This is a genomic window from Candidatus Paralachnospira sp. LCP21S3_A2, from assembly GCF_052118925.1.
Lineage (GTDB): Bacteria > Bacillota > Clostridia > Lachnospirales > Lachnospiraceae > Lientehia.
Window position 1 is genome coordinate 1 of record NZ_JBQKGG010000022.1, and the last position, 22446, is coordinate 22446.

Sequence of the window (22446 nt, forward strand, 5' to 3'; positions counted from 1 at the left end):
CTTGGATAAAGCATTACGCGAGTAAACTCGCATATTTATTGTGGCTCACTCCGTCTGGACAGGTGGCTCACGTTACACTGGACAGGCGGCTCTGCCGCACAAGAATATTCAGATTATGCCGGAAAGCAAAAATTTACAAAGGCTTACAAAGCCCGAAAAACTAAGAAAAGCTAAGAAATGCGAGGTTATGCAACAATGATAAAAGTACTTTTCATTTGCCACGGCAATATACTAACCTTGATTAAAAATACTTGATTTTACAGTGTTTTGGGGATGTTACAGTAGATTTTTACCAACGATTTACCAAAGCTATTTGAGTAGGGGATAAACTACTCAGGATATGTAAAGTGAAGTATTATAATAGAGTCCTAGCAAAGAAAATCCGCAATTTAGCGGATTTTTTTAATACATTCGTTAAATAAGAGCAATCTGTTAATCTTATCATCATAAAATTCTTTTTGCTGTTCAATCACAGCTTTATCATTATCCTCATAGGCAATTAAATCTATCTGTTGTTTACAATTTAGATAAGAACAAATAGCTTCATTTATTTGTGAATCTTCAAATGTCATGTGTATGCTGCTGGGGATGTAGTTGCCATCTTTATCCTTATCAGCAGATATTTTCAATGGAGATTGTTCGTTAAGCTTCATAACTAAAGAAAGAACATCACTAACAGTATTAATATCGTAATCAAGAAATACAGTTACGCTAATGCCAAGAGCTTCTGCTATTTTTTGAAGCTGATCTGGTTTTGGATTTCGTTCACCGCTTTCATATTTCTTTATGGTAGATAAATAAATACCGGACTGTTTTGATAATTCGTCCTGTGTCATATCTTTTAATTTTCTATATTTTTGAATTTTACTTCCAATTGAATGTCTATTATCCATTAATAATCACCTCAAACAAATTGATATGAATATTTTAACACAGAGTTCACAAAAGTGGTACATTATTTTGAAAATATATTGACAACCACAAATGTGGACTATATAATGAAAATACGAACAGACCACAAATGAGGACTAACATAAAAAGAATAGATATGTTGAAAATACTTCTTTTGGCGAAGTTCAAGGATTCAAAATTTTGCTATATCATAATCCTGCGAGTTGCAAAGCAGCTCATACAATTGAATAACAATTACAGATATAGTGATAATTCCGGTTCAGATACCTGATGGAAATCAAATATACTTGCGAAGAGTGCTGAAGGATTGAGAAATGAAAGTGGAGCGAGTAAGGGTAGTCAATACTGTTGCGGAAGGATAATAAACTATGAAGGTGTTCAAAGGGAACTTCCTGGCTCTCAAAAAGGCGGTAGAGAGGATAGCATTATTTAATTTAACTTAATGCGTCGTAAACGCAGATGCGGCTTATCTGTAATTCCTATGTGTGCAGGCAAATGGGAAAAAAGCACACCTACATGGCATGAGCCGTGTAGAAAGCAGGTAAGTAGTGAATGGAATTAACTTTTAAAGGTGTGGATATAAGCACTGAGGAAAAGTTCGTCAGCTACATTAATTCACTGAATACAGCGATAATGAAGCAAAATGCCATGAATGAAATCAAGCAGGATTTATATGATGTTTCTTATTTGAAAAAGCGTTACCGAAAGATTGTAGCCAAAAATGAGAAAGCACTATTTATGGCAGACCACGAATGTTTGAAATGTGTTTATTTCCAAAGACTGGCACGAAAATGTCAGGCAAATTGTAAGTGCCCCTTAGAAGAATCTACAGAAGGAGGCGTATTTACATGAAGCTATGCTGGATTGTTGTGTTGGTCGGAATAAGTATCATCCTGGTTTTTCTATATTCATTAGTTGCAATGTCGTCCAGATCAGAGAGGTTTATTGAGCAGCTTATGGAAGAGGAAGGGAGAAAAGGTACAGATGAGCAGGATATGGAAGCAATTATTACGGAAGGGAAGGAGAGACAGGAACATGAATAACAAGTTAGAAGTAATCGGCATTGATCATGGCTGGTCAATGATGAAAACAATCTCTCAGGTATTTGTCACAGGTGTTAAGGAGATTACAACAACTCCAGCACTTTTCGGTGATGTACTCGAGTATGAAGGAAAGTTCTATAAGGTTGGAACTGTGAGACAGGAGGTAAAGGACACGAAGGTCGAAGATGGCAGCTTTTATCTTCTCACACTTGCGGCAGTAGCTAAGGAACTTAAAAGAAGAGGTCTTGCAGAGGCAAAGGTATTCCTTGCCGTAGGACTACCACTTACAAGGTTTGGAGCAGAGAAGAATGATTTTATCAAGTACCTGACAAAGAATAAGCGTGTAAGCTTCAAATATGAGAATGAGCCGTATTATATTGAAATTGATGATGTGGCAGTATTCCCTCAGTGTTATGCAGCAGTAGTGGACAAGATTCCTACAATGGCAAAGAAAACGCTGATAGTAGATATCGGTAGCTGGACAATCGACATTATGCCGGTAATCAACAAGTCACCGGATGAATCAAAGTGTGTGACGATACCAAAAGGTCTTATTACCTGTATGCGTTCTATCAATGAGCAGTGTGTAAGACAACTTAACGGAGAGGTAGACGAGTCAGAGATACAGAACATCATGCGATATGGCAGGTCAGATATTGATGATGAATACTTTGCCATTATCAAGGCAGAGATAGAGGATTTTGTTGATAAGGTATATAACTCAATCCGTGAGTTTGGGTATAACTTAAAGACTACACCGATTGTATTTGTCGGTGGCGGGGCAGTTGTGATGAAGAATTTTGGTAGTCATGATGCTAAGAACATTTCCTATAACCTTGATGTAAAGGCAAATGCAAGAGGATATGAGCAGCTTGCCACAATGGGACTTAAAAGCACTAAGCGATTATCATAAGGAGGCAGATGATGGGAAGAAGACTTGAATATGAAGTAAAAACTTCTGTCCGCCTCAACATGAGCAATCCTCAGCATGTGAAAATCAATGATGTGATTCAGAACCTTGATCCGAAGATTTTCAAATCTAAGAACCAGTTCATTATAGATGCGATTCAGTTCTACATTGATAATTATGGAAAAGAAACTTTTGTTATCAAGAAGAAGGAAAAAGAGAGGGCTGAATATATCCGGTCAGAAGATATTGATGACATTAAGGAAGAAGTCATTGAAGCAGCAACCAATGAGGCTAGGAAAGAGGTCATAAGGCTGTTAGGCGGAGTGATATCCGGAATGAATGTTGGTCAGCCGGTAATAATGCAGGTAGCCAATAGTGAAGCACAAGAACCTACAGAAGATGTTATGGACGATGCAGATGTTGCAGGACTTGCAATGGGATGGATGTCGAAAGGAGACTGATTATTATGAGAAGAGTTATGGGAGCCGTAGGAACAGTAATTTTAGAGATACTCAAGTGGATATTAAGGATAATTCTTGGAGCGTTGAAGCTGGTCTTAGGACTTGCCAGAATAATTCTTCTTCTATTCGCTATGGTGGCAAGGATATTTCTTTCATTCGTAAGAATGGGCACATTCTGAGAGGAGGTGAGCGTATGCAGGTAAAGGGTTTATTCTTAAATTATAAGAAAAACAGAAGACTTATGCAGTATTTCTTTAAAATAAGAGAGCTGGTATAATGAAAGGAGTTTAAGATGCAAAGAATACGGGACAGTCCTATGTGTCCCGTGCATTACAGATAAATAGTTCACCGCAAGGGTGGATGGCACGGAACACGAAGCCCGTCCCTCTTGCGGAGAAGGGATGGGTGATTACTATGAAGAAGATAAGTATTATCTTATTATCCGCAGTACTGGTCTTTTCAATGGCTGCCTGTAATGGTGGTAAGGAAAAGGCTGATAATCAGACAGAGAAACCGACGGAAAGCGTAAAGCCAACTGAAGAAGTAGCAATGGCAACGGAAACTGTCACAGAGGTCACAACCGAAGCTGGAAGTGAAGAGACAGAGAAAGATATTGCCGAGGCTAAAGAATCAGAAGAGAACACTGATAAGGAAGATAACCGGTCCGTTGATAATGAAACTGCTTCAAAGCAGGAAGAAAAGTCAGAGCAGAATGACGAGTCGGAACAAAAAGCTCCTGCAAGTGGTAATAAGGAAGCTGGTGGAAATCAGAGTAATGCAGGTAATGGTGGTCAGACTACAGACAGTCCGAAAGACAATGTGAGCAATCCACAGCCTGCATCCGTGGCATACAGTCCACAGAATGTTGTGTCACTTGCAACAGCAAAGTGTCAGGCAGGAGGGATGATTACCACACAGCAGAATTTACAGAACCATTTGAATGACGGCAGTATCACGCAGGAAGAGTACAATGAGTATTATCCTTACGATGGTATGGAAGGCTCTTATTATAGTGTGTTTGTAGAGACAGACCTCAACAAAGCAAGTACCATTGATGGACAGCGGTTATCATCTGAGGATACAATCGCAGAATATATTGCAAGTATGTTACTTTTGGAAACAGATCCGGTATTCTACATCAGTTATGATGGAGTTTACACGACAGGCGGCACAGACTATTACGAGTTTCGATGTCACAGATAAATAAAAACGAATAGAAGCAGAAGGAAGAAAGATGTAAGCCATAAACTTATGTCTTTCTTTTTTTATGCGTAAATTAAGGAGGAAAGAGCACATGAAACAGAAACTAAAGCGTTTTATGGCAGGATTTATGGCTATGCTCACACTGGTTGGAACACTCTTTGCGAATGGTACAACAGCATTTGCAGCCAGTCCGCAGGCAAATATTGCGTTCTGGAATGCGTCAGTCAAAAATTCCGGAGAAGTAAGTGAGCTGAAGCCCGGATATAATCATGGCAAGATTCTGTATTCAATTCTTGACGGAAATTCTGCATATTGTATGAATTTCGGATTAAGAGCAGATGGCGGTCAGCTTATGAACAGCTACGATGATGCGAGCACATCAATGTCAGCACAGCAGAGAAAACTTTTAAGTTACTGCCTTTATTATGGGTTTAACAGTACACAAAAGGCGGCACCAAGCAACAGTCAGTGCGATGAGTATATCGCAACTCAGGCAATGGTATGGGTTATTGTAGCAGATATCTTTGGAACCGGAAGTGGTGATTCGGCAGCAAGAAAGCTCTGTAACACAGCACCAAGTCCTGATTCTTCATACAGCTATTATGAGAGACTCAGGGACAATATCAGCAGCTCCTACAATGCAACACTTCCAAGTTTTGCATCACGCAGAACCAGTGAGGCACCAACTTATGAATTAAAGTGGAATGAGGGAAGTCAGAGATTTGAAACAACATTATCTGACAGCAATGGTGTTTTATCGGATTTTGATTTTGGCATCAGCGGATATTCTGTTGATAAGAATGGCAACAGTATTACAATCTCTTCAACGAGCGTGAATACTACAGCTACAACAGGAACATTCACATCCAATGCTGGCAAGATTGAGACAACATCAAGCTGTGTATTCTGGCTTACAGGAAAGAGCGGATATCAGGAGTTTATTTCTGAAAGACCGACAGCAGATCCTATCAAAGCATATATCAAGGTCAAGACAGAGAATATCGGATATGGTGAGCTTACAAAGATAGATGAGTCAAGCGGAGTGAAGCTTTCCGGTGCAGTTTATGGAATCTATTCTGACAGCGGATGCACAAACAGAGTACAGACCATGACAACAGATGGAAACGGATATGCAAAGTCAGCTGCACTTGTTGCAGGCACTTATTATGTAAAAGAGATTACCGCTCCAAAGGGATATGTCCTTTCAGGTAAGGTTCATACACTTACTGTAAAAGCAGGACAGACAACAGGAATCTCTGCAACAGATAAAGAGCAGCTTGGAGCAATCACAATCTATAAAGAGGGTGAGGTGCTTAGCTCATGGAATGGAAGCAATTTCACTTATGAGAAAAAGAAGCTTTCTGGAGCAGCATTCAAGGTAACTGCAGGAGCAGATATCTACAAGGCAGATGGTACAAAGGTGTATAGTGCTGGCGATGTAGTGGCAGAAAGCCTTACAACAGGAACTGACGGACAGGTGGTATTATCTGACCTTCATCTTGGAACTTATGTGGTTACAGAGATTAAGAGCATTGACGGATATACAATCAATACCACACCTCAGACAGTAGCAGTTGAGTATAAGGACCAGACTGTGACAGTACAGTATGAATCAACTACGATTGAGAATACAAGACAGAAAGCGGATGTATCTGTCGTAAAGAAGGACTCTGACACAGAGAATCCTCTTGATGGCGGCAAGTACACACTTTATGCCGGAAATGACATCAAAAACTATGCCGGACAGGTTATTGTGACAAAGGGTACAGCTCTTGAGACAGTAACTACAGGTGAGGACGGAAAGGCAAGCTACAGCGTGGATCTGCCAATCTCTAACGGATATTATGTCTCAGAGACACAGGCACCATATGCGTATATCAGAAACAGTAAAGATGTTTACAGCTTCAATTTCAATGTATTACCTGAAACACAGGCAAAGGCATCATTCAGTCACACATTTGTAAATGACAGAACCACAGCAAAGATTCATATCTACAAGGTAGACAAGGAATCAGGCAAGGCAGTAGCCCAGGGAGATGCAAGCCTTGAAGGTGCAGTTTATGGTCTTTATGCGAGAAACGATATCGTGCATCCGGACGGAGCAACAGGTGTTGTTTTCAAAGCAGGAGACTTGGTTGCAACTCTTACAACAGATAAGACTGGCGAGGCAGAGGTTAATAACCTTTATCTCGGAAACTATTATGTGAAAGAAATCACACCATCAGAAGGATATCTTTTAGATGAAGAAGAGCATGATGTAGTATGCGACTACGAGGGCGACTTAGTAGCAGAGGTATCAAGAAGCACAACCTCAGCAGAGCAGGTCATCAAGCAGCCATTCCAGCTTATCAAGGTATCTGACAATGGCGATGATACTGAAGCAGGACTGCTTGCAGGTGCAGAGTTCACAGCTTATTTGAAATCATCTTTACCTGTAAAGGCAGATGGAAGTTATGACTTTGATAAGGCAACTCCGGTAGTAATCGGGGAAAACGGAGCAACAACAATCACATCCGATGATAAGGGACATGCAGTTTCCATTGCAATTCCTTATGGAATCTATGTGGTAGTTGAGTCAAAGACTCCGCATAACATGAAGACAATCAAGCCATTTGAGGTAAAAATCAGCGAGAATCATCCTGACAAGCCTCAGACATGGAGAGTATTTCTTGACAGGGAATTTACTGCAAAGCTTCGTGTAATCAAGAAGGATTCCGATACAAAGCAGACAGTACTTGTACCAAATGCAGAGTTTAAGATCTTCAATATTGATAAGAACGAATATGTGAAGCAGTACACAACTTATCCGTCAAAGGTAGAACATACTTCATTCTTTACTGATGAGGACGGAGATTTAATCTTACCGGAAGCACTGAAAATCGGTAACTACCGCATTGAGGAAGTGTCTGCACCATTTGGCTATGTTGTAAATGATAAGTATGTCAACATCTCTGTTGATACTGATACGGCATTTGAGACAGATGGTGATACAAATGATGCAATCATTACTGTGGAATATTCCGATGCCCCTGCAGTAGGAGAGCTGACTGTAGAAAAGAAGGGAGAGGTACTTGATGGATTCAAGGGAGGACTTCTTGCAAGCTCATATGAGAAAGAGTTTGTTTATAAGGAAGGCTCACTTGCCGGAGCAAAATTCAAAGTTTATGCTGCCGAGGATATTTACACAGCAGACAACCAGAAGGATGCAGACGGAAACCGCATTAAGTATTACAGCAAGGGAGACCTTGTGACAACTCTTACAACTGGCAAGGATGGAAAGGCAACAGCTAAGAATCTTCCTCTTGGACAGTACAGGGTTGTGGAAGTGGAAGCTCCATACGGATATGTATTAAATCCGAATGAGCAGAAAGTGACATTCACATATGTGGATGATAAGACACCTGTTATCAAGGAAAGTCTTACTTTCTCTGATGACAGACAGAAGCTTGATATGTCAGTGACTAAGCTTGATGCAGAAGATAACACACCGATTGCAGGTGCAGTATTTGGTCTTTATGCAGATGAGGATATCAAGAATGCTGATGGCAGAGTTATTATCGAGAAAGGCACACTTCTTGAGAAGGCAACATCTGATGAGAATGGAAAGATTGCTTTTGTTAAGGATTATTCATTTGCAAAATATGTTGCAAGGGAGCTTGTAAAGCCTGCCGGATATGTGACAAATGAGGAAGCAGTAAACTTTGATACAAAATATCAGGGACAGGATGTTAAGGCTGCTGTATATAACAGCGAGTATAAGAACACTCCTTCAACCTTTGAGTTTACAAAGACAGATATCACAAGCGGTGCAGAGCTTACAGGTGCAACACTTACTGTACTTGATAAGGATGGAAATGTGGTAGACACATGGACATCTGATGCTAAGGAAGCACATGTGATCAAGAGACTTGTAGTTAGAGAGACTTACACTCTTCGTGAGGAATTTGCTCCTTACGGATATCTTAAAGCAACAGATATCCAGTTTACAGTAGAGGACACTGGCAAAGTGCAGCATGTAGAGATGAAGGATGAAGTTCCTACAGGTTCCATCGTTATCAATAAGGACGGCGAATTTGTAACAGACACTACTCTTATGAAGGGTTACTGGTATGACTTTATCTTCAATTTCTTCAAGGACAGCCTTGCAGGAGTAACTTTTGATGTATATGCAAAAGAGGATATCGTAAGTGCTGACGGACTTGACACTGTATATCACAGGGCAGGAGACAAGGTGGCAACCATCGTGACAAATGATAAGGGTATCGCAAGAATTGATGACCTTCCACTTGGCAAGTATTATCTTGTTGAGACAAAAACCATTGATGGATTTGTATTAGATGATACACCGATTGAGGCAGACCTTTCCTATATCGACCAGAATACAAAGGTTGTATTTGCAGGAATGGATGTGACAAATGAGCGTCAGAAAGTGCAGATTACTGTAACCAAGACGGATTTAGAGACTAAGGAAGCACTTGAAGGAGCAGTATTCGGTTTATTTGCGAAAGAAGATATCGTGAACAAAGATGGCAAGGTAATCGTAAAAGCTGATACACAGATTGAGAGAACAGTAACAGGCAAGGATGGAAAGGCTGCATTTACCTCTGACCTTCCGCTTGGACAGTATTATGTCAAAGAACTTGAGGCACCAAAGGGCTATGTGAAGTCAGATAAGACATTTGATGTGGATGCTTCATATCAGGGAGATAAGGTAAAGGTTATCGAGTTTGAGGCAGCATTTGAAAATGCACCTATTAAGGTAGAAATTTCAAAGACTGATATCACAGGAGAGAAAGAGTTGCCTGGAGCAAAGCTTTCAGTAATTGATGCTGATGGAAAGCTTGTAGAAAGCTGGACATCAGAAGCAGGAAAGACGCATATGATTGAGAGACTTCCTGTCGGAAAGTACACACTCAGAGAGGAATCTGCACCGTATGGATATAAGGTGGCAAGTGATGTAACCTTTGAAGTAAAGGAGACTGCAGAAATCCAGAAGGTATCCATGAAGGATGAGCAGGCAGTCGGTAAGATTGTCATCGAGAAAACTGACAAAGTAACCGGAAAGCCGATCGAGGGTGTTGTATTTGAAGTAAGGGATAAGGATGGAAAGGTGCTTGATACACTCACTACTGACAAGAATGGTCATGCAGAGAGCAAGGAGCTTCCTATCTGTACTTACAATGAGGATGGATCATTCAAAGAAGATATCCATTATACAGTTGTTGAGACTAAAGCAGCTGACGGATATATCCTTGATGAAACAGCTCACGATGTAACACTTCGATATGATGATAATGCACCGGATGTTGTTGTAGCAACTCTTAAGCTTGTCAATGTACCGACAGAGCCTAAGCTTCCACAGACAGGTGACAATGCAAATCCGCTTCTTTATCTTGGAATCGGTGCACTTGCACTTATTACAGGTGTTGGAGTAGGACTTCGTGGAAGAAAGAAAAAGAATAAACAGTAACAATTAACCTTGCGGGGAATGTAAGCCAGTGACTTATGTTCCCTGCTTTTTTAGATTAAGGAGGAACCGTAATATGATGAATTACGAGATTTTTAAGGAAGTAGTAAAAGAAAAGTTTATGGATTATATGCCTGAGAAGTTCAAAGGAATGGAGCTTGTGGCAGAGCCAGTGGAAAAGGTGAATGTGACTCTTGATGGCATCATCTTAAGAGAAGAAGGCAGGAATATTTCGCCTACGATTTATATCAATGACATGTATAAGAAGTATCAGGACTGTGGCGATCTTGAGGAAACACTTATGGCTGCATGTGACTTCATGGAAAGGGCATATGAGCAGGCTCCGGTTGTTGATGTGGACAGCATTATGAGGGATGCTAACGAGAAGATTGTATTCCAGCTCATCAATACAGAGCAGAATAAGACATTTTTGGAACAGGTGCCACACAGGGAGTTTCAGGATCTCTCTATTGTGTATAAGGTAATAATCAGTGCCGATAAGGATGCGGTGCAGAGTTCAAAAATTACAAATGAATTTGCAAAAAGACTTGGAATGAGTGAGGAACAGCTCTTTAAGTGTGCAGCGGAAAACACAAGAAGACTCTTCCCACCTGTCGTTCGTAGCATGAATGACATTATGAGAGAAATGTTCGCAAGGGATGGGATGCCACAGGAGATTGCAGATATGATGATAGCCGAGATTCCACCGGAGCAGACGATGTGGGTGATTTCCAATGAAAAGGGTATCAATGGTGCAGCATCCATGCTTTATGAGAATGAGCTTCATGAGCTGGCAGAGAGTTTAGAGAGTGACCTTTATATTCTCCCTTCGAGCGTGCATGAGGTTATTGCAGTATCTTCAGATATGGGAAGCCCTGAGATGCTTGCACAGATGGTAGTCGAGGTAAATATGCAGGAGGTGTCTTTGGACGAGAGACTTTCCAATCAGGTATATCACTATGATAAGGATTTAAGAAAACTCACCCTTGCAACTGATACACCAAACAAGAGACTTGATGGTATCGTTGCAGAACCTCCCCTTGTATATGACGCGAAGGAAAAGTCCAGATAGGAGGCAGCTATGGAGCAGGAACTTACAATGGAAGAACTCATTGCTCTCATAAACAGCCAGAAAGGTGACTTTGTTATCCGTGTCGAGTTTGGAGAGGAGGCGGTGTCTGATGCCAAAGAAGAATGACTTCAAGCTTGATGTGGTTTCGGTAAGACTTGTAAAGGATGCTCCGATTTATTCGGAGCACACCTTTAATAATCCGGCGGATATAGCTGCTGTCATGGGAGACTGTATGTGCCAGTTTGACAGGGAAGTAGTGTGTGTGGTCAATTTAAGGTCAGATTTAAAACCTATCAATGTGCATTTTGCAAGTGTTGGTTCTTTAAATGAGGCAATGGCACATCCGAGAGAGCTGTTTAAATCAAGTATCCTAAGCAATGCGGCAAGCATGATGTTAATCCATTGTCATCCATCCGGGAATGTATTCCCAAGCAAGGCAGACACGATGATGACAGACCGTATGAACAAGCTGTGTGAACTGATGGGAATACCGCTTATTGACCATATCATAGTCGGTGGAGACAATCGTGAATTTTTCAGTTTCAGGGAAAAAGGCATGATTGATAATCCTAAGATTACCCTGAGCACAGATTACCGGACACTTGATATCAAGTCACCGCTTGTAGCAGAGCAGGGAAAGGCAAGGTGAAAACATGGATGGAAGATTTACGGATGAAGAGCTTGCCATAGCAAAGCGTGTTGATCTGTGTGCAGTTGCAGAAAGCCTTGGGTATACAGTAAAGAGGATTGGCAAATACCACACTTTAAAGGAGATGGATTCCATCCGTATCTATAACAGAAGCCATTGGTACAGATGGTCAAGGCAGTTTGACAAAGGAAACAATGGCGGCTCACAGATAGATTTCTTACGGGTATTTTGTGGAATGAGTGTAAAAGAGGCTGTGTTCTGGCTTTTAGATTTTGCAGGATACAGAAGAATTGAGAAGCCTGTAAAGCAGCCTCTTGTTCATCAGGTATCGCAGAAGCAGGCAGAGGAGAGAAAGCCATTTGTCCTACCGGAACCGGCAGGAGATAATTCCTATCTTATTTCATATCTGAATCAGGAGAGAGGAATCAGCAGAGTAGTCATAGATCTGTTTTTAAAAGATGGACTGATTTATGAGAGCAGGCATTACCACAATGTTGTTTTCAAAGGAAATGATAAAAATGGAGTGACAAGATTTGCAAGTATGCGGGGAGTGTTTGATAAGCAGGGTAAGCCATTCAAGTGTGATGTCACAGGAAATGATAAGAACTATGGATTTAATGTGGTGAATGAAAACAGTACAGAGCTTGTAGTATTTGAGGCTGCAATCGACCTTATGAGTTATGTCGATATCTTCGCGGATTATGAATCAAATAAGCTGGCACTTGGGATGCTTGCAGATGCACCACTTGAGACTTTTCTTCGGGAACATCCGCAGATTACTTCCATCCGGTTCTGCCTTGATGGAGATGAGCCGGGGAGAAAAGCAGCAGCTGAACTTATGAGAAAGTATTATGAGCTTGGATATGAGGTAGAAGACTGTCCGCCACCTGCCGGATATAAGGATTACAACGAGTGGCTTGTAGCGGCAAAGCTTAATTTGAACAGGATGAATAAGCGAGCAGATGAACCAGTCAGGGCATGAGAAACCGGATTTTGATGTGTGGGGGCAGAAAGCGCCCCCAAAACAGCAAAGTGGGGGCAGAAAGTGCCCCCAAAATGTCAATGTGGGGGCAAAAAGCGCCCCCGCAATTCGGACACGATAAAAACCGGATTGAATTCAGTATAAAAGTGGGGGCAGAAAGCGCCCCCAAAATAACAAAGTGGGGGCAGAAAGCGCCCCCAAAGTAGCAAAGTGGGGGCAAAAAGCGCCCCCACTTTCATAAACAGAGGGTTTTAGGGAGATTTTCTCCCTAACTAGATGGCATTAGGACAGAGATGTCTCTAATGCGTATCTAGCAGTCGCCGGGGACTAACTGGAGACTGGAGCTTTGGTGAATATTTACTAAACACGGATAAGGAGGTGCAAGGAAGCAATGGATGCAGAAGTTACGCTATTTTCAAAACCAGAAGAACTGATTGCCTGGGCAGACACATTTGATATCTTACTTAACCCTTCGATAGAAGATGCTGCAATATTGCTTAACTATATGGAAGGTCATGATTATGCTATTGGCATAGATTCTGATGGAAAGATGTACAGACAGGATGTAGCTGAGGAGAATGGTGAAATTGAACCATACCCGATAGATGATGTTATAGATACTGTTTGTGAATGGAACTATGAACTGATACTTGATGCTGATGCACACAGGAATGATCCAAAGGATTTTAAAGATTACAGTGAGTTTCAGGATAAGTATGACAGTTTGAAAGCAGATGAAAAGAGGCTGGACAGGTTGTTTGAAAAGACCTGTTATGCAAAGGAGATTGATGAAATGGCAGCTGCTTTGGTGGAATCATTCATTAGTCATCTAAGTAGCAGGGATGATTTGGAAAAAGCTGCGGTGACAGTTGCAGAAGGAATTAAGGATTATAGTACGGGTAAGAGAGGAAGGTGAGTCTATGGCAGATAAAGTTCATTGTATTAGGAAAACACTAAGACTAATGCCAGAGGAAGCCAAGATGCTTGCAAAAAAGGCATGTGATAATGGAATGAATGAGGCTGAGTATATCCGTCTTCTTATCAGTCAGAAACCAAATGATTATCCGGAAGTAAGGAAGATTCTGAAGGAACTCATTAATGAAGTCAACAGAATTGGAATAAATATCAATCAGATAGTATTTAACAATAATGCCAGGCTGTATTCCAAGGAAGATAAGACACAGCTGATAGCTTATATGCGAAAACTGAATCAGAAGGTAGATGAGGCGGTGGTAAAGATTGGCAATCAGTAAAATCCTTAATATGAAGGATTGTGGTGGGCATTTTCACGGAAAACATCTGAAGAGATCTCTTGATTATGTGATGAATCCGGAGAAAACACAGGATGGAAGGCTCGTTGGTGCAATCAACTGTCAGGTCGATTCTGCTTTTGAACAGATGAAAGCTACAAAACGGAAGTTTGGAAAAGTTGATAAAAGGCAGGGATATCATATCATTCTCTCATTTAAGGAAGATGAAGTGAATCCTGATATGGCATTTGAGATAACCCGCAGATTCGTGGAAGAGTATCTTGGAAAATCATATGAGGCAGTATATGTGGTGCATGATAATACAGCACATGTTCATTCACACATTGTATTTAACAGTGTGAGTTTTGTGGATGGGAAAAAGTACCGCTATGAAAAAGGAGACTGGGCAAAGTATATCCAGCCAATCACGAATAAGTTGTGTCAGGAATATGGTCTTTCAATCATTGATGTTGATGATGGCAGTAAGGAAAAAGAGCATGAAAGCTATAAGGACTGGAGCGAATATCGTGAAGGCAGTTTTGTATGGGCAGATATGATCAAGAGAGACCTGGATTCCTGCATACTGCAGGCAGGAAATTATGAGCAGTTTCTGGAGCTGTTATCTGACAAAGGATATGAGGTCAAGCAGGGAAAGTATCTGGCGGTAAAGCCACAAGGAATGACGAGATTTCGCAGATGTAAGACATTAGATAACATGTATTCTGATGAGGCAATCCGGGAAAGGATAGAAAAAGAGGATATTTCATTTTACCGGGAACAGCAGAAAGAAGTACAACCGGTTCTTTGTAAGTGTAAGGTGAGAAGATACCGAAGGGCAAAGATGTCGGGGCTTCAAAAGAGATACTATGCAAAGCTATACCGGATAGGAAAGCTGAAAAAGAAGCCATACAGTCAGGTATGGAAGTATAAGGATGATATCCGTAAGATGCATAAACTGCAGGAGGAGTATTTGTTCCTTGTCAATCATGACATTCATTCAGCAGAGGAGCTTGTCAGTGTAATCAGCTCATTGACAGATAAAAGAAAAGAAGTTTCAGCAGAGAAAAGCCGCATTTATAAGGCTAGGGAGAGAAGTCGAGAACTTTTTGATATAGCAGATGATATGAAAGAGTTAGAACCTGCTGAGAAGTCTTTCCTCCAGGGAGATGAATTTTTTACGGATGAGCATCTGCAATGGGAAACTTTGAAACAGAAGCTTTTATCACAGGGATATAGCCTTGAAGAGGTGGAAGCACTGCGTAAACATTATAAAGAGGAGTATTCCAAAGCATGTGCAAAAGAAAGGGCAGTATTCAAAGAGTTGAATATTGGTAAATCTATATGGAAGAGTCTTATTCCAGACAGCGTATCAGATGGAAAAGATGCACAGTACAACAAAGAGACAATACGAGACAGGAAAGAGCAGCCAGAACGTTAGGCTGTTTTTTTAGTAGTTAGGAGGCATATATGGAAGAAAACAGAGAACCGCTTAGTGCGATAGCAATCGAGAAAAAATTGCAGCTTCTCCGAAATAAGCATTTTAGTGAAGATACGATTGCTCTTGTAAAAAGTGATTATGAATATGGACTGAAAGAGGAGGAGATCAGCCTTTATCTCAATAAGTCATACGATATTGAACAGATGAAGATTTTATCGGAATGTCTGCACAAGGATGTTTCAAAAGATGTGATTGATATTATCAAGAATACCAAGTATTCGGTTCATCAGATGCAGGTGTCCCTTGAATTTTATGAAAAGGGTGTACCTGTTCAGACAATTAAGGAGGTTATGGACAAAGGGGAAAAACCTATTACCATGCGACGATTATATGAGGAAGTTTTGGAACAGCTGAATAAAGTCAAGAAACAGATTCCGGAAGAGTCTGAGTATGTGAAAGCACTCATTTCTCAGATGGATGAAGTGGTTGCAAAGATCAATCATCAGAATGAAAGGTATGATGCCCTGAATAAGAAGCTTTCTGAAATAGAGACTTCCAAAGATGATGAGGGAGTCAGGGAGCGTCTGGTCAAGGAGAACCAGGATAAGGACGCTCTTATCAACAGTCAGCAGAATGAACTGAATAAGGCAAGCAGTACGATTGCAAGACTCAGGGATGATATTGAGAAAAAGGATAAGGAGATGAAGCGTATGGGAGACAGAATAGAGTCATTGGAAGATAAGATCATAAGTGTTGCCACAGAGAATAAGAAAGAGGCAGAAAGTAAGGCAGAGCCGCAGGAAAGCCAGTCCGTACCACAGGCAGAAAAAAAGATGGTTGATACAGTTGCAGTTCCGCAGAATATGCAGGCTGTGGCAAACGGGATTCCGGTCTATTATCAGATTCCGGTAGTTGATGGTACCGGAAATGTGGTGCAGAGAATTCCGATTGAGCGAAGTGTGAGAAAGAGCAGCAACAATGGAATGGCAAGCCTTTTTGCAAGACTTTCTTTTAAGAAAAAGTCGAGAGCAGACATTGTAAAGCTTGTTGCATCGGGCGATCTTGTTCCGGCACAGCTTGTCCAGATTAAGAGTGCAATAGAAAAGGGACTTACGGAGACACAGCTTATAGAGCTTATTACTAATAATATTTCAGCAGAAAAGATGAAAGAGATTATTGAGATAGCGGTACTTGAAAACAGTATGGCAGATTAGGAGGAACTTATGAATTTAGCAGTAGTAAATGAAGCAGTAACAGAGATGAATGGTGTGGAGCATCAGTTTACAGAGGAAGAGAAAAACTTTGTTGTTCAGTTCGCATTCAGAAGCGGCAGCAAGGAAGATACGATTTCTCTTATTGAAGCATTGGCACATTCAGCGGATAAGGCTGAGTCGGGCGAGATTATGGTCACATACAGGGCTAAATATGATATGAAGCCTGCATGGGTGGAACAGGTGGAAAACCTGCTTGTGGCACTTGAAATGTACCGTATCGAGGAGGAAAAAGCAATTAATCATCTGGCAGATATTTTGACTGCTTATGGTATTGATGTATCAGCCGAGGAAATCCGTACTACAGAGACAGAAACACTTAAAACAACAGTCAGAGAGAAAGTGGAGGTGCGATAATGGCAGAAGAGATTCAGGAAGCGGTGCAGATCATCCGTGTTGCTTATGATGGCATTGAGATTGCCATGAAGGTAGGAAGTGGAGGAATAGCTGCCATGCAGAAGGCAATAGATTTCTTAAAAGGGATGCTTGATTATGAGAAGTCACTTGGCAAGACATCCATGAGAAAGCTGCTCTTAAAGGGCGGTGATTTACAGGTGTTACAGTTTAATACCGAAGATATGAAAAAGGTTGAAAAGATGGCAAAGAAGTATGGAATACTCTATTCAGTACTTCCGGACTGCAATAGGAAAGACGGACTGAGTGAGGTAATCTTTCATACAGAGGCAGTTCCACGTGTGAATATGATGATACAGAAGCTCAAGTTTGGCAAGATTGCCACATTTGATGATTATCTGAAGAATGGAGATGAAAAGTCCCTTGGAAAGCTGATGGATTTTTTGAAGAAACAGCAGGGAAACGAGAAAAGCCACACGATAGAAGGGGATAGGGTTAATACCGCTATTGACGGACTGATCGAAAAGGTCGGAATGTTTGCAATGGAAAAGAAAGCTATCAGTGTGGATCAGGTCAAGGAGAATTTCAGTATCAATGGTGAGCAGGCTGAAAGTGTTATCAAACAGCTAGAGACAATCGGTGTGCTTGGCGGCAAGAATGAAGATGGCACCCATACAGTAATGATGGACAAGGATGCATTTATCAATCGTGTCAGAGGTTATCAGGACCTTGCTGAGAGAATGAGGGCAGTTGCAGCATCAAAGAATGCGAACTTATCAGATGTGACTATCAGTAAGAAGCTGATTATCGAAGAGAATGATCATGCTGTTAAGACCAGAGTTCCCGGCACATGGGGAGAAGAGGCAAGATATGTATGGCTCCGTAAGGAAAACATCATGGAGATTCATGGTGGAAAGACAATGCTTACCTTTCTTGATTCAACCAAGGATTATAAGCTTTACGATGAGCAGAATCGTGTGGTGACAACCCAGAAAGGAACCGAGCTTTATACTCACTACGACAAGGTGGAGTCATCTGTCAGGGAGCGTTACGAGAAAGTGCAGAAGCAGCAGAAAAAGACCACACAGAAGAAAACTGTTACCACAAAGAAAGCGAGGTAGCAGCCTATGCAGACAACAAAGAAAACGCCGTCACTGATATTCATTCTTGTGGGTGCAGTGTTAGCAGGGTATCTTGGTTATCTGATAAATGGTGCGTGGACGGAAGGGATTGCTTTTAATGAATTTATGGACAGATTCAATGAAGCATGTGCTGTTCCCTTTGCCAATTATTACAATTCCAATACAGTAAAAGCAGTAGCCATTGCATTAGGTATCTATGCGATGGCTATTGTCATGTATTACACCAGTCAGAGAAACTATATGCCGGGTAAGGAATTTGGTACGGCAAGATTTGAAAATCCGAAGCAGGTCAACAAGATACTTGCAGATAAGGATGAGAATTTCAACCGGATACTCAGCCAGAATGTGAAGATGTCGCTGGATTTCAGAAGGCTCAAGCTCAATGGAAATATCCTTATCTGTGGTGGTTCCGGAGCAGGAAAGACATTTTATGAAGTAAAGCCGAATCTTATGCAGATGCCGCATAACTGTTCCTTTATCTGTACCGATCCAAAGGGAGAAATCCTTAGAAGCTGCGGGCAGATGTTAAAAAATAACGGATATAACCTGAAAGTCATTAATCTGTTAGAGATGGATAAATCAGACTGTTATAATCCATTTTCCTATATCAGAGAGGAAACAGATGTGGTCAAGCTGATTACAAACCTTATCAGCAATACGACACCAAAGGGAGCGACACCAAGTGATCCGTTCTGGGAAAAGGCGGAAGGATTGTTCTTACAGGCTATCTTTTATTATGTGTGGCTGGAGGTACAGCCGGCAAAGAGAAACTTTGAGACAGTACTTAAACTTCTTGGAGAAGCAGAGGTTACAGAGCAGGGTAAGGCATCAAAGCTGGATGTGCGTATGAAGTTTTTAGAGGAGAGTTCCCCACTTGGAGCCAATCATCCGGCAGTCAAGCAGTACAACAAATGTATGAGAGGTGCAGGAGATACAGTTCGTTCCATTATCATCAGTGCCAACTCAAGACTTGCATTTCTTGAGAATAAGCAGGTTTTACGATTGCTCTCAAAAGATGAGCTTAACCTGTCAGATATCGGAATTGGAGTAAACGGAGATGGTGAGACAAAGACAGCACTCTTTTGTGTAATTCCCGATAGCGATAAATCCTATAACTTCATTATCGGTATGCTCTACACACAGATATTTCAGGAATTGTACTATCAGGCGGACTTTAACTGTGGAGGAAGACTGCCAATCCATGTGACATTTATGTTAGATGAATTTGCGAATGTCGCATTGCCAGATGACTTCTGCTCACTGTTATCGACAATGCGAAGCCGTGAGATTTCAAGTATTATCATTATTCAGAACTTTGCCCAGCTAAAGGCACTATTCAAAGATACTTGGGAGACAATTCCCGGCAACTGCGATACTTTCATCTATCTTGGTGGAAATGAGCAGAGTACACACAAATACGTGTCGGAGCTGCTTGGAAAAGGTACGATCGATAAGAAGTCAAGCGGAGAGACAAAGGGCAGACAGGGAAGCTCTTCAAGGAATTATGATGTGTTAGGAAGGGAACTGTTTACACCCGATGAGGTCAGAAAGCTGGATAATAAGAAGTGTATTATTTTTATCCGTGGTTTTGATCCTATCATGGATAATAAGTTTATACCATTCAATCATCCGATGTTTAACCAGACAGCAGATGGCAAGGGAGAGCCTTATGTTCATCAGATAAGAGGAGCAGATAATCTTATCGGTCCGCCATTTGAGATTCTTTCAGACAAGGCAGTTAAGTATTATGAAAAACTGAAGGATAAGGGCGAGAATGTGTATATTGATTCTCTTACCTATGAGCAGTTTATGATGCTTGGTGATGCGGAATTAAGCAGAAGATTCTCCATGCAGGATGAAGCAGAGCAGAAAGCAAAGATTGACAGGGAACAGGCAAATGAGCTTGAGTATGTCGATGAGTCGCAGAAGTCTGATACTACAGAAAGTGCCAACTCTTCTAATGGAAGTGCTGGTGCTAAGCCTGTAAGGAATCCAGAGAGGGAAAAGCCTAAGTGGGAGGATACTATCACAAACCGAATGCTGCACTGGTCGTATACACCGGAGCAGAAAGAGGAAGTGAAGAAAGCTCTTGCTGCAGGTGTTCCAAAGTCAACGATTCTGACGTATTTCTATCCGGAGGTTACTGTGGAGAAGATGAGTTCATATCGAAAGAAGCAGTAAATGTTATCGCATAGGCACAGAAACCGTGGTATAATGTGCCTATGTGAGAAAAATTATTATTTAGAACTTATTTGCTTATATGATAAGCAGAATGGAGGCTTTGCGAGATGAAAGTAATCATTATAAATGGAAGTGCAAGAAAAGGAAACACTCTTACAGCGATTGAGGCTTTTGTAAAAGGAGCATCTGAAAAAAACGAAATTGAAATCATTGAACCTGACAAACTTAATATTGCACCATGCAAGGGCTGTGGTGCCTGTCAATGTTCTAAGGGATGTGTAGATAAGGATGATACAAATCCTACAATTGATAAAATTGCTGCCGCAGATATGATCCTTTTTGCAACACCGGTTTATTGGTGGGGAATGTCAGCACAATTGAAGCTTATTATTGATAAGTGTTATTGCCGGGGAATGCAGTTAAAAAATAAAAAAGTTGGCACGATTGTTGTAGGCGGTTCTCCAGTTGACAGTATCCAGTATGAGTTGATTGATAAGCAGTTTGACTGTATGGCAAAATATCTTTCATGGGATTTGCTTTTCCAGAAGTCATATTATGCAACAGCAAAGGATGAGCTTTCTAAAAATCAGGATGCTATGAAAGAGCTTGAGGATATTGGAAAAGATTTATAAAGCTTGTGATGAAAATCAGGAATTGAAGGAGAATTATTTTTTGAAAATCAATAAAAATGTATTAAAAAAAGATCTCAAAGAGATTAATGCAATCGAAAAATTATTCCAGTATTTTATATCAGAACAAGTTGATGTCGAAAATGGAAAAAGTGCAAAGTTATTATATGAAGAATTAGGGTGGAACCAAAATGTAAGTTATGATGTAATTAATTCATTTTGGATAACTTTTTCATATGCAATGAGATTAAAATATCCGGGCAAATATCGTATAGCAAAAGCAGGGAATGTAAAAATTTATAAACATCATAATACTGATTGGGGATATGATTCGTTTCCAGAAAAATACTTCAAAGAAAACTCAGAGGAAAGAGGTCAAGTAAATGATTTATGTAAAGAATATCCAGATATTTTAAAATTGGCAGATATGTGTCATACTGTAGCGAATTTTATGCCTTGTCCAGAAAGGTTTAATTCTGTAAAAGGACTATTAGGTGATGTAAGAGATTACTTACCGTTGATGATTGATAAGATACAACTATGTGTTGATGCTGGAAAAGACCTAGAGTATTATCACTTAGGTAGTTTACAAAAAGTAGACAATAAAATCGTTAAAGATTGGCATAGCTTTTTTATTAAAAACCAAGAAAAATATTGTTTGAGTATGTATTACCAAGTCAAAAAAAACAGAATTAGTGGAATTACGTTTTTTAAAGGTCAATCTTTATCTTATCCATGTCCACTAGAAAAAGAAGAGGTAGAAGAATGCTTGAAAACCATGTTGGACAAAATAAACAAAAGAGCAGATCTAATACTTAATAGGTATAATGAAGAACATAAATCAAATAGTTAAATTTCTGTTTGTCTGACTCACAACAATTTAATATCAAACTAATACAAGCACTTTAGCCAATAAAGGTTAAGGTGCTTTTTTTGCGCCTTGAAAGGAGGTGGTTACAGCTAAACACATCGGGAAAAGCCCGATTTAATCATTACAACAGGCATTGCCTGATCATATAGAGTAACTTTTAACAGTCAGTTAGGGATTATCCCTGCTGGCTTATTTTTTTATCAAAAAGGAGACAAACAACATGAGAAAAGAACAGATTATTACGACAAACAACAATCAGATGGAGGAGAAAGGCATGAAGAGCAGATTCATTCACTTTAAAAAGAGATTCGTTCCGGCATTATCCGGAGCACTTATGGGAGTAATGCTTATGAGCACTACTTGTTTTGCAGCAGGTACAGGTACTTCCGCAGTAACACAGCCGCTTGAGAACTTAAAGACACTTATCATTGCAGTCATTGGTGCTGTTGGTGTCATCATTCTTGCAAAGAATGTCATGGAGTTCGCACAAGCCTATCAGCAGCAGGATTCATCTACTATGAACTCTGCACTGAAAGGAATTGTAGCAGGTGTCATGATGGCTGGTATTTCAACAGTACTGACATTCTTAGGCTTCTAAGATTGGGGAAAAA

Annotated in this window: 21 protein-coding genes; 20 read left to right on the forward strand and 1 reads right to left on the reverse strand. The window is 40.6% G+C overall.

Annotated elements, in window-relative coordinates; genetic code table 11:
* Positions 1-389: 389 nt before the first annotated feature.
* Positions 390-893: a helix-turn-helix domain-containing protein gene (locus tag ACTQ3K_RS11750; protein ID WP_118392505.1), complete on the reverse strand. Its 504-nt coding sequence runs from the start codon at positions 891-893 to the stop codon at positions 390-392.
* A 571-nt stretch (positions 894-1464) separates the two neighbouring features.
* On the opposite strand from ACTQ3K_RS11750, the gene ACTQ3K_RS11755 reads away from it, so the two are divergent.
* The 20 genes from ACTQ3K_RS11755 (at position 1465) to ACTQ3K_RS11850 (ending at position 22433) form a co-directional block, all read left to right on the forward strand.
* Positions 1465-1764: a hypothetical protein gene (locus ACTQ3K_RS11755; protein WP_118392504.1), complete on the forward strand. Its 300-nt coding sequence runs from the start codon at positions 1465-1467 to the stop codon at positions 1762-1764.
* The gene (locus tag ACTQ3K_RS11760; RefSeq protein WP_118392503.1) at positions 1761-1955 is read left to right on the forward strand and encodes a hypothetical protein; all 195 of its coding nucleotides are present in this window, start codon (positions 1761-1763) and stop codon (positions 1953-1955) included. The genes ACTQ3K_RS11755 and ACTQ3K_RS11760 overlap by 4 nt, the downstream gene beginning before the upstream one ends.
* Positions 1948-2868, forward strand: a complete 921-nt coding sequence (locus ACTQ3K_RS11765) for a ParM/StbA family protein (protein WP_216243662.1) — start codon at positions 1948-1950, stop codon at positions 2866-2868. Before ACTQ3K_RS11760 ends, ACTQ3K_RS11765 begins: the two co-directional genes overlap by 8 nt.
* A gap of 8 nt (positions 2869-2876) precedes the next feature.
* Positions 2877-3326 carry an ATP-binding protein gene (locus ACTQ3K_RS11770; RefSeq protein ID WP_075720937.1) on the forward strand — a complete coding sequence of 150 codons (450 nt, stop codon included), beginning with the start codon at positions 2877-2879 and terminating at the stop codon, positions 3324-3326.
* A 5-nt stretch (positions 3327-3331) separates the two neighbouring features.
* Positions 3332-3505: a hypothetical protein gene (locus ACTQ3K_RS11775; protein ID WP_015516967.1), complete on the forward strand. Its 174-nt coding sequence runs from the start codon at positions 3332-3334 to the stop codon at positions 3503-3505.
* A 181-nt stretch (positions 3506-3686) separates the two neighbouring features.
* Positions 3687-4529 carry a hypothetical protein gene (locus ACTQ3K_RS11780; RefSeq protein ID WP_441568055.1) on the forward strand — a complete coding sequence of 281 codons (843 nt, stop codon included), beginning with the start codon at positions 3687-3689 and terminating at the stop codon, positions 4527-4529.
* A 91-nt stretch (positions 4530-4620) separates the two neighbouring features.
* Positions 4621-9999: a SpaA isopeptide-forming pilin-related protein gene (locus tag ACTQ3K_RS11785; protein ID WP_441568054.1), complete on the forward strand. Its 5379-nt coding sequence runs from the start codon at positions 4621-4623 to the stop codon at positions 9997-9999.
* A gap of 73 nt (positions 10000-10072) precedes the next feature.
* Positions 10073-11068 carry a DUF5688 family protein gene (locus ACTQ3K_RS11790; protein WP_216243666.1) on the forward strand — a complete coding sequence of 332 codons (996 nt, stop codon included), beginning with the start codon at positions 10073-10075 and terminating at the stop codon, positions 11066-11068.
* Between the two features lie 109 nt (positions 11069-11177).
* A complete protein-coding gene (locus tag ACTQ3K_RS11795; protein WP_004611525.1) occupies positions 11178-11717 on the forward strand; it encodes a JAB domain-containing protein in 540 nt (179 codons plus the stop codon).
* 4 nt (positions 11718-11721) lie between these two features.
* Positions 11722-12699 carry a DUF3991 and TOPRIM domain-containing protein gene (locus tag ACTQ3K_RS11800; protein ID WP_215683642.1) on the forward strand — a complete coding sequence of 326 codons (978 nt, stop codon included), beginning with the start codon at positions 11722-11724 and terminating at the stop codon, positions 12697-12699.
* Positions 12700-13090: 391 nt separating this feature from the next.
* Positions 13091-13615 carry a multidrug transporter gene (locus ACTQ3K_RS11805; protein WP_117715737.1) on the forward strand — a complete coding sequence of 175 codons (525 nt, stop codon included), beginning with the start codon at positions 13091-13093 and terminating at the stop codon, positions 13613-13615.
* A gap of 4 nt (positions 13616-13619) precedes the next feature.
* Positions 13620-13952 (forward strand): plasmid mobilization protein, encoded by a 333-nt coding sequence (locus ACTQ3K_RS11810; RefSeq protein WP_118585371.1) that lies wholly within the window; start codon positions 13620-13622, stop codon positions 13950-13952.
* 10 nt (positions 13953-13962) lie between these two features.
* On the forward strand, positions 13963-15387 hold the full coding sequence (locus ACTQ3K_RS11815) for a relaxase/mobilization nuclease domain-containing protein (RefSeq protein WP_441568056.1): 1425 nt from the start codon (positions 13963-13965) through the stop codon (positions 15385-15387).
* A 29-nt stretch (positions 15388-15416) separates the two neighbouring features.
* Positions 15417-16601, forward strand: coding sequence for a hypothetical protein (locus tag ACTQ3K_RS11820; protein ID WP_441568053.1), 1185 nt, complete (start codon positions 15417-15419; stop codon positions 16599-16601).
* Positions 16602-16610: 9 nt separating this feature from the next.
* Positions 16611-17015, forward strand: a complete 405-nt coding sequence (locus ACTQ3K_RS11825) for a hypothetical protein (protein ID WP_441568052.1) — start codon at positions 16611-16613, stop codon at positions 17013-17015.
* The gene (locus ACTQ3K_RS11830; protein ID WP_441568051.1) at positions 17015-18133 is read left to right on the forward strand and encodes a PcfB family protein; all 1119 of its coding nucleotides are present in this window, start codon (positions 17015-17017) and stop codon (positions 18131-18133) included. Before ACTQ3K_RS11825 ends, ACTQ3K_RS11830 begins: the two co-directional genes overlap by 1 nt.
* A gap of 6 nt (positions 18134-18139) precedes the next feature.
* On the forward strand, positions 18140-20335 hold the full coding sequence (locus tag ACTQ3K_RS11835) for a VirD4-like conjugal transfer protein, CD1115 family (RefSeq protein WP_441568050.1): 2196 nt from the start codon (positions 18140-18142) through the stop codon (positions 20333-20335).
* Between the two features lie 107 nt (positions 20336-20442).
* Positions 20443-20967, forward strand: a complete 525-nt coding sequence (locus tag ACTQ3K_RS11840; protein ID WP_014081098.1) for a flavodoxin family protein — start codon at positions 20443-20445, stop codon at positions 20965-20967.
* Positions 20968-21007: 40 nt separating this feature from the next.
* Positions 21008-21817: a hypothetical protein gene (locus ACTQ3K_RS11845; protein ID WP_147352957.1), complete on the forward strand. Its 810-nt coding sequence runs from the start codon at positions 21008-21010 to the stop codon at positions 21815-21817.
* Between the two features lie 238 nt (positions 21818-22055).
* A complete protein-coding gene (locus ACTQ3K_RS11850) occupies positions 22056-22433 on the forward strand; it encodes a hypothetical protein (protein ID WP_005340540.1) in 378 nt (125 codons plus the stop codon).
* Positions 22434-22446: the final 13 nt, after the last annotated feature.

Excerpts from the sequence above, each read along its gene's own strand:
- ACTQ3K_RS11820 (WP_441568053.1), top strand. The coding sequence starts at position 15,417 with ATGGAAGAAAACAGAGAACCGCTTAGTGCGATAGCAATCGAGAAAAAA.
- ACTQ3K_RS11775 (WP_015516967.1), top strand. The coding sequence starts at position 3,332 with ATGAGAAGAGTTATGGGAGCCGTAGGAACAGTAATTTTAGAGATACTC.
- ACTQ3K_RS11835 (WP_441568050.1), top strand. The coding sequence starts at position 18,140 with ATGCAGACAACAAAGAAAACGCCGTCACTGATATTCATTCTTGTGGGT.
- ACTQ3K_RS11760 (WP_118392503.1), top strand. The coding sequence starts at position 1,761 with ATGAAGCTATGCTGGATTGTTGTGTTGGTCGGAATAAGTATCATCCTG.
- ACTQ3K_RS11810 (WP_118585371.1), top strand. The coding sequence starts at position 13,620 with ATGGCAGATAAAGTTCATTGTATTAGGAAAACACTAAGACTAATGCCA.
- ACTQ3K_RS11785 (WP_441568054.1), top strand. The coding sequence starts at position 4,621 with ATGAAACAGAAACTAAAGCGTTTTATGGCAGGATTTATGGCTATGCTC.
- ACTQ3K_RS11770 (WP_075720937.1), top strand. The coding sequence starts at position 2,877 with ATGATGGGAAGAAGACTTGAATATGAAGTAAAAACTTCTGTCCGCCTC.
- ACTQ3K_RS11795 (WP_004611525.1), top strand. The coding sequence starts at position 11,178 with ATGCCAAAGAAGAATGACTTCAAGCTTGATGTGGTTTCGGTAAGACTT.
- ACTQ3K_RS11825 (WP_441568052.1), top strand. The coding sequence starts at position 16,611 with ATGAATTTAGCAGTAGTAAATGAAGCAGTAACAGAGATGAATGGTGTG.
- ACTQ3K_RS11790 (WP_216243666.1), top strand. The coding sequence starts at position 10,073 with ATGATGAATTACGAGATTTTTAAGGAAGTAGTAAAAGAAAAGTTTATG.
- ACTQ3K_RS11765 (WP_216243662.1), top strand. The coding sequence starts at position 1,948 with ATGAATAACAAGTTAGAAGTAATCGGCATTGATCATGGCTGGTCAATG.
- ACTQ3K_RS11850 (WP_005340540.1), top strand. The coding sequence starts at position 22,056 with ATGAGAAAAGAACAGATTATTACGACAAACAACAATCAGATGGAGGAG.
- ACTQ3K_RS11780 (WP_441568055.1), top strand. The coding sequence starts at position 3,687 with ATGGCACGGAACACGAAGCCCGTCCCTCTTGCGGAGAAGGGATGGGTG.
- ACTQ3K_RS11840 (WP_014081098.1), top strand. The coding sequence starts at position 20,443 with ATGAAAGTAATCATTATAAATGGAAGTGCAAGAAAAGGAAACACTCTT.
- ACTQ3K_RS11750 (WP_118392505.1), bottom strand. The coding sequence starts at position 893 with ATGGATAATAGACATTCAATTGGAAGTAAAATTCAAAAATATAGAAAA.
- ACTQ3K_RS11755 (WP_118392504.1), top strand. The coding sequence starts at position 1,465 with ATGGAATTAACTTTTAAAGGTGTGGATATAAGCACTGAGGAAAAGTTC.
- ACTQ3K_RS11830 (WP_441568051.1), top strand. The coding sequence starts at position 17,015 with ATGGCAGAAGAGATTCAGGAAGCGGTGCAGATCATCCGTGTTGCTTAT.
- ACTQ3K_RS11805 (WP_117715737.1), top strand. The coding sequence starts at position 13,091 with ATGGATGCAGAAGTTACGCTATTTTCAAAACCAGAAGAACTGATTGCC.
- ACTQ3K_RS11815 (WP_441568056.1), top strand. The coding sequence starts at position 13,963 with ATGAAGGATTGTGGTGGGCATTTTCACGGAAAACATCTGAAGAGATCT.
- ACTQ3K_RS11800 (WP_215683642.1), top strand. The coding sequence starts at position 11,722 with ATGGATGGAAGATTTACGGATGAAGAGCTTGCCATAGCAAAGCGTGTT.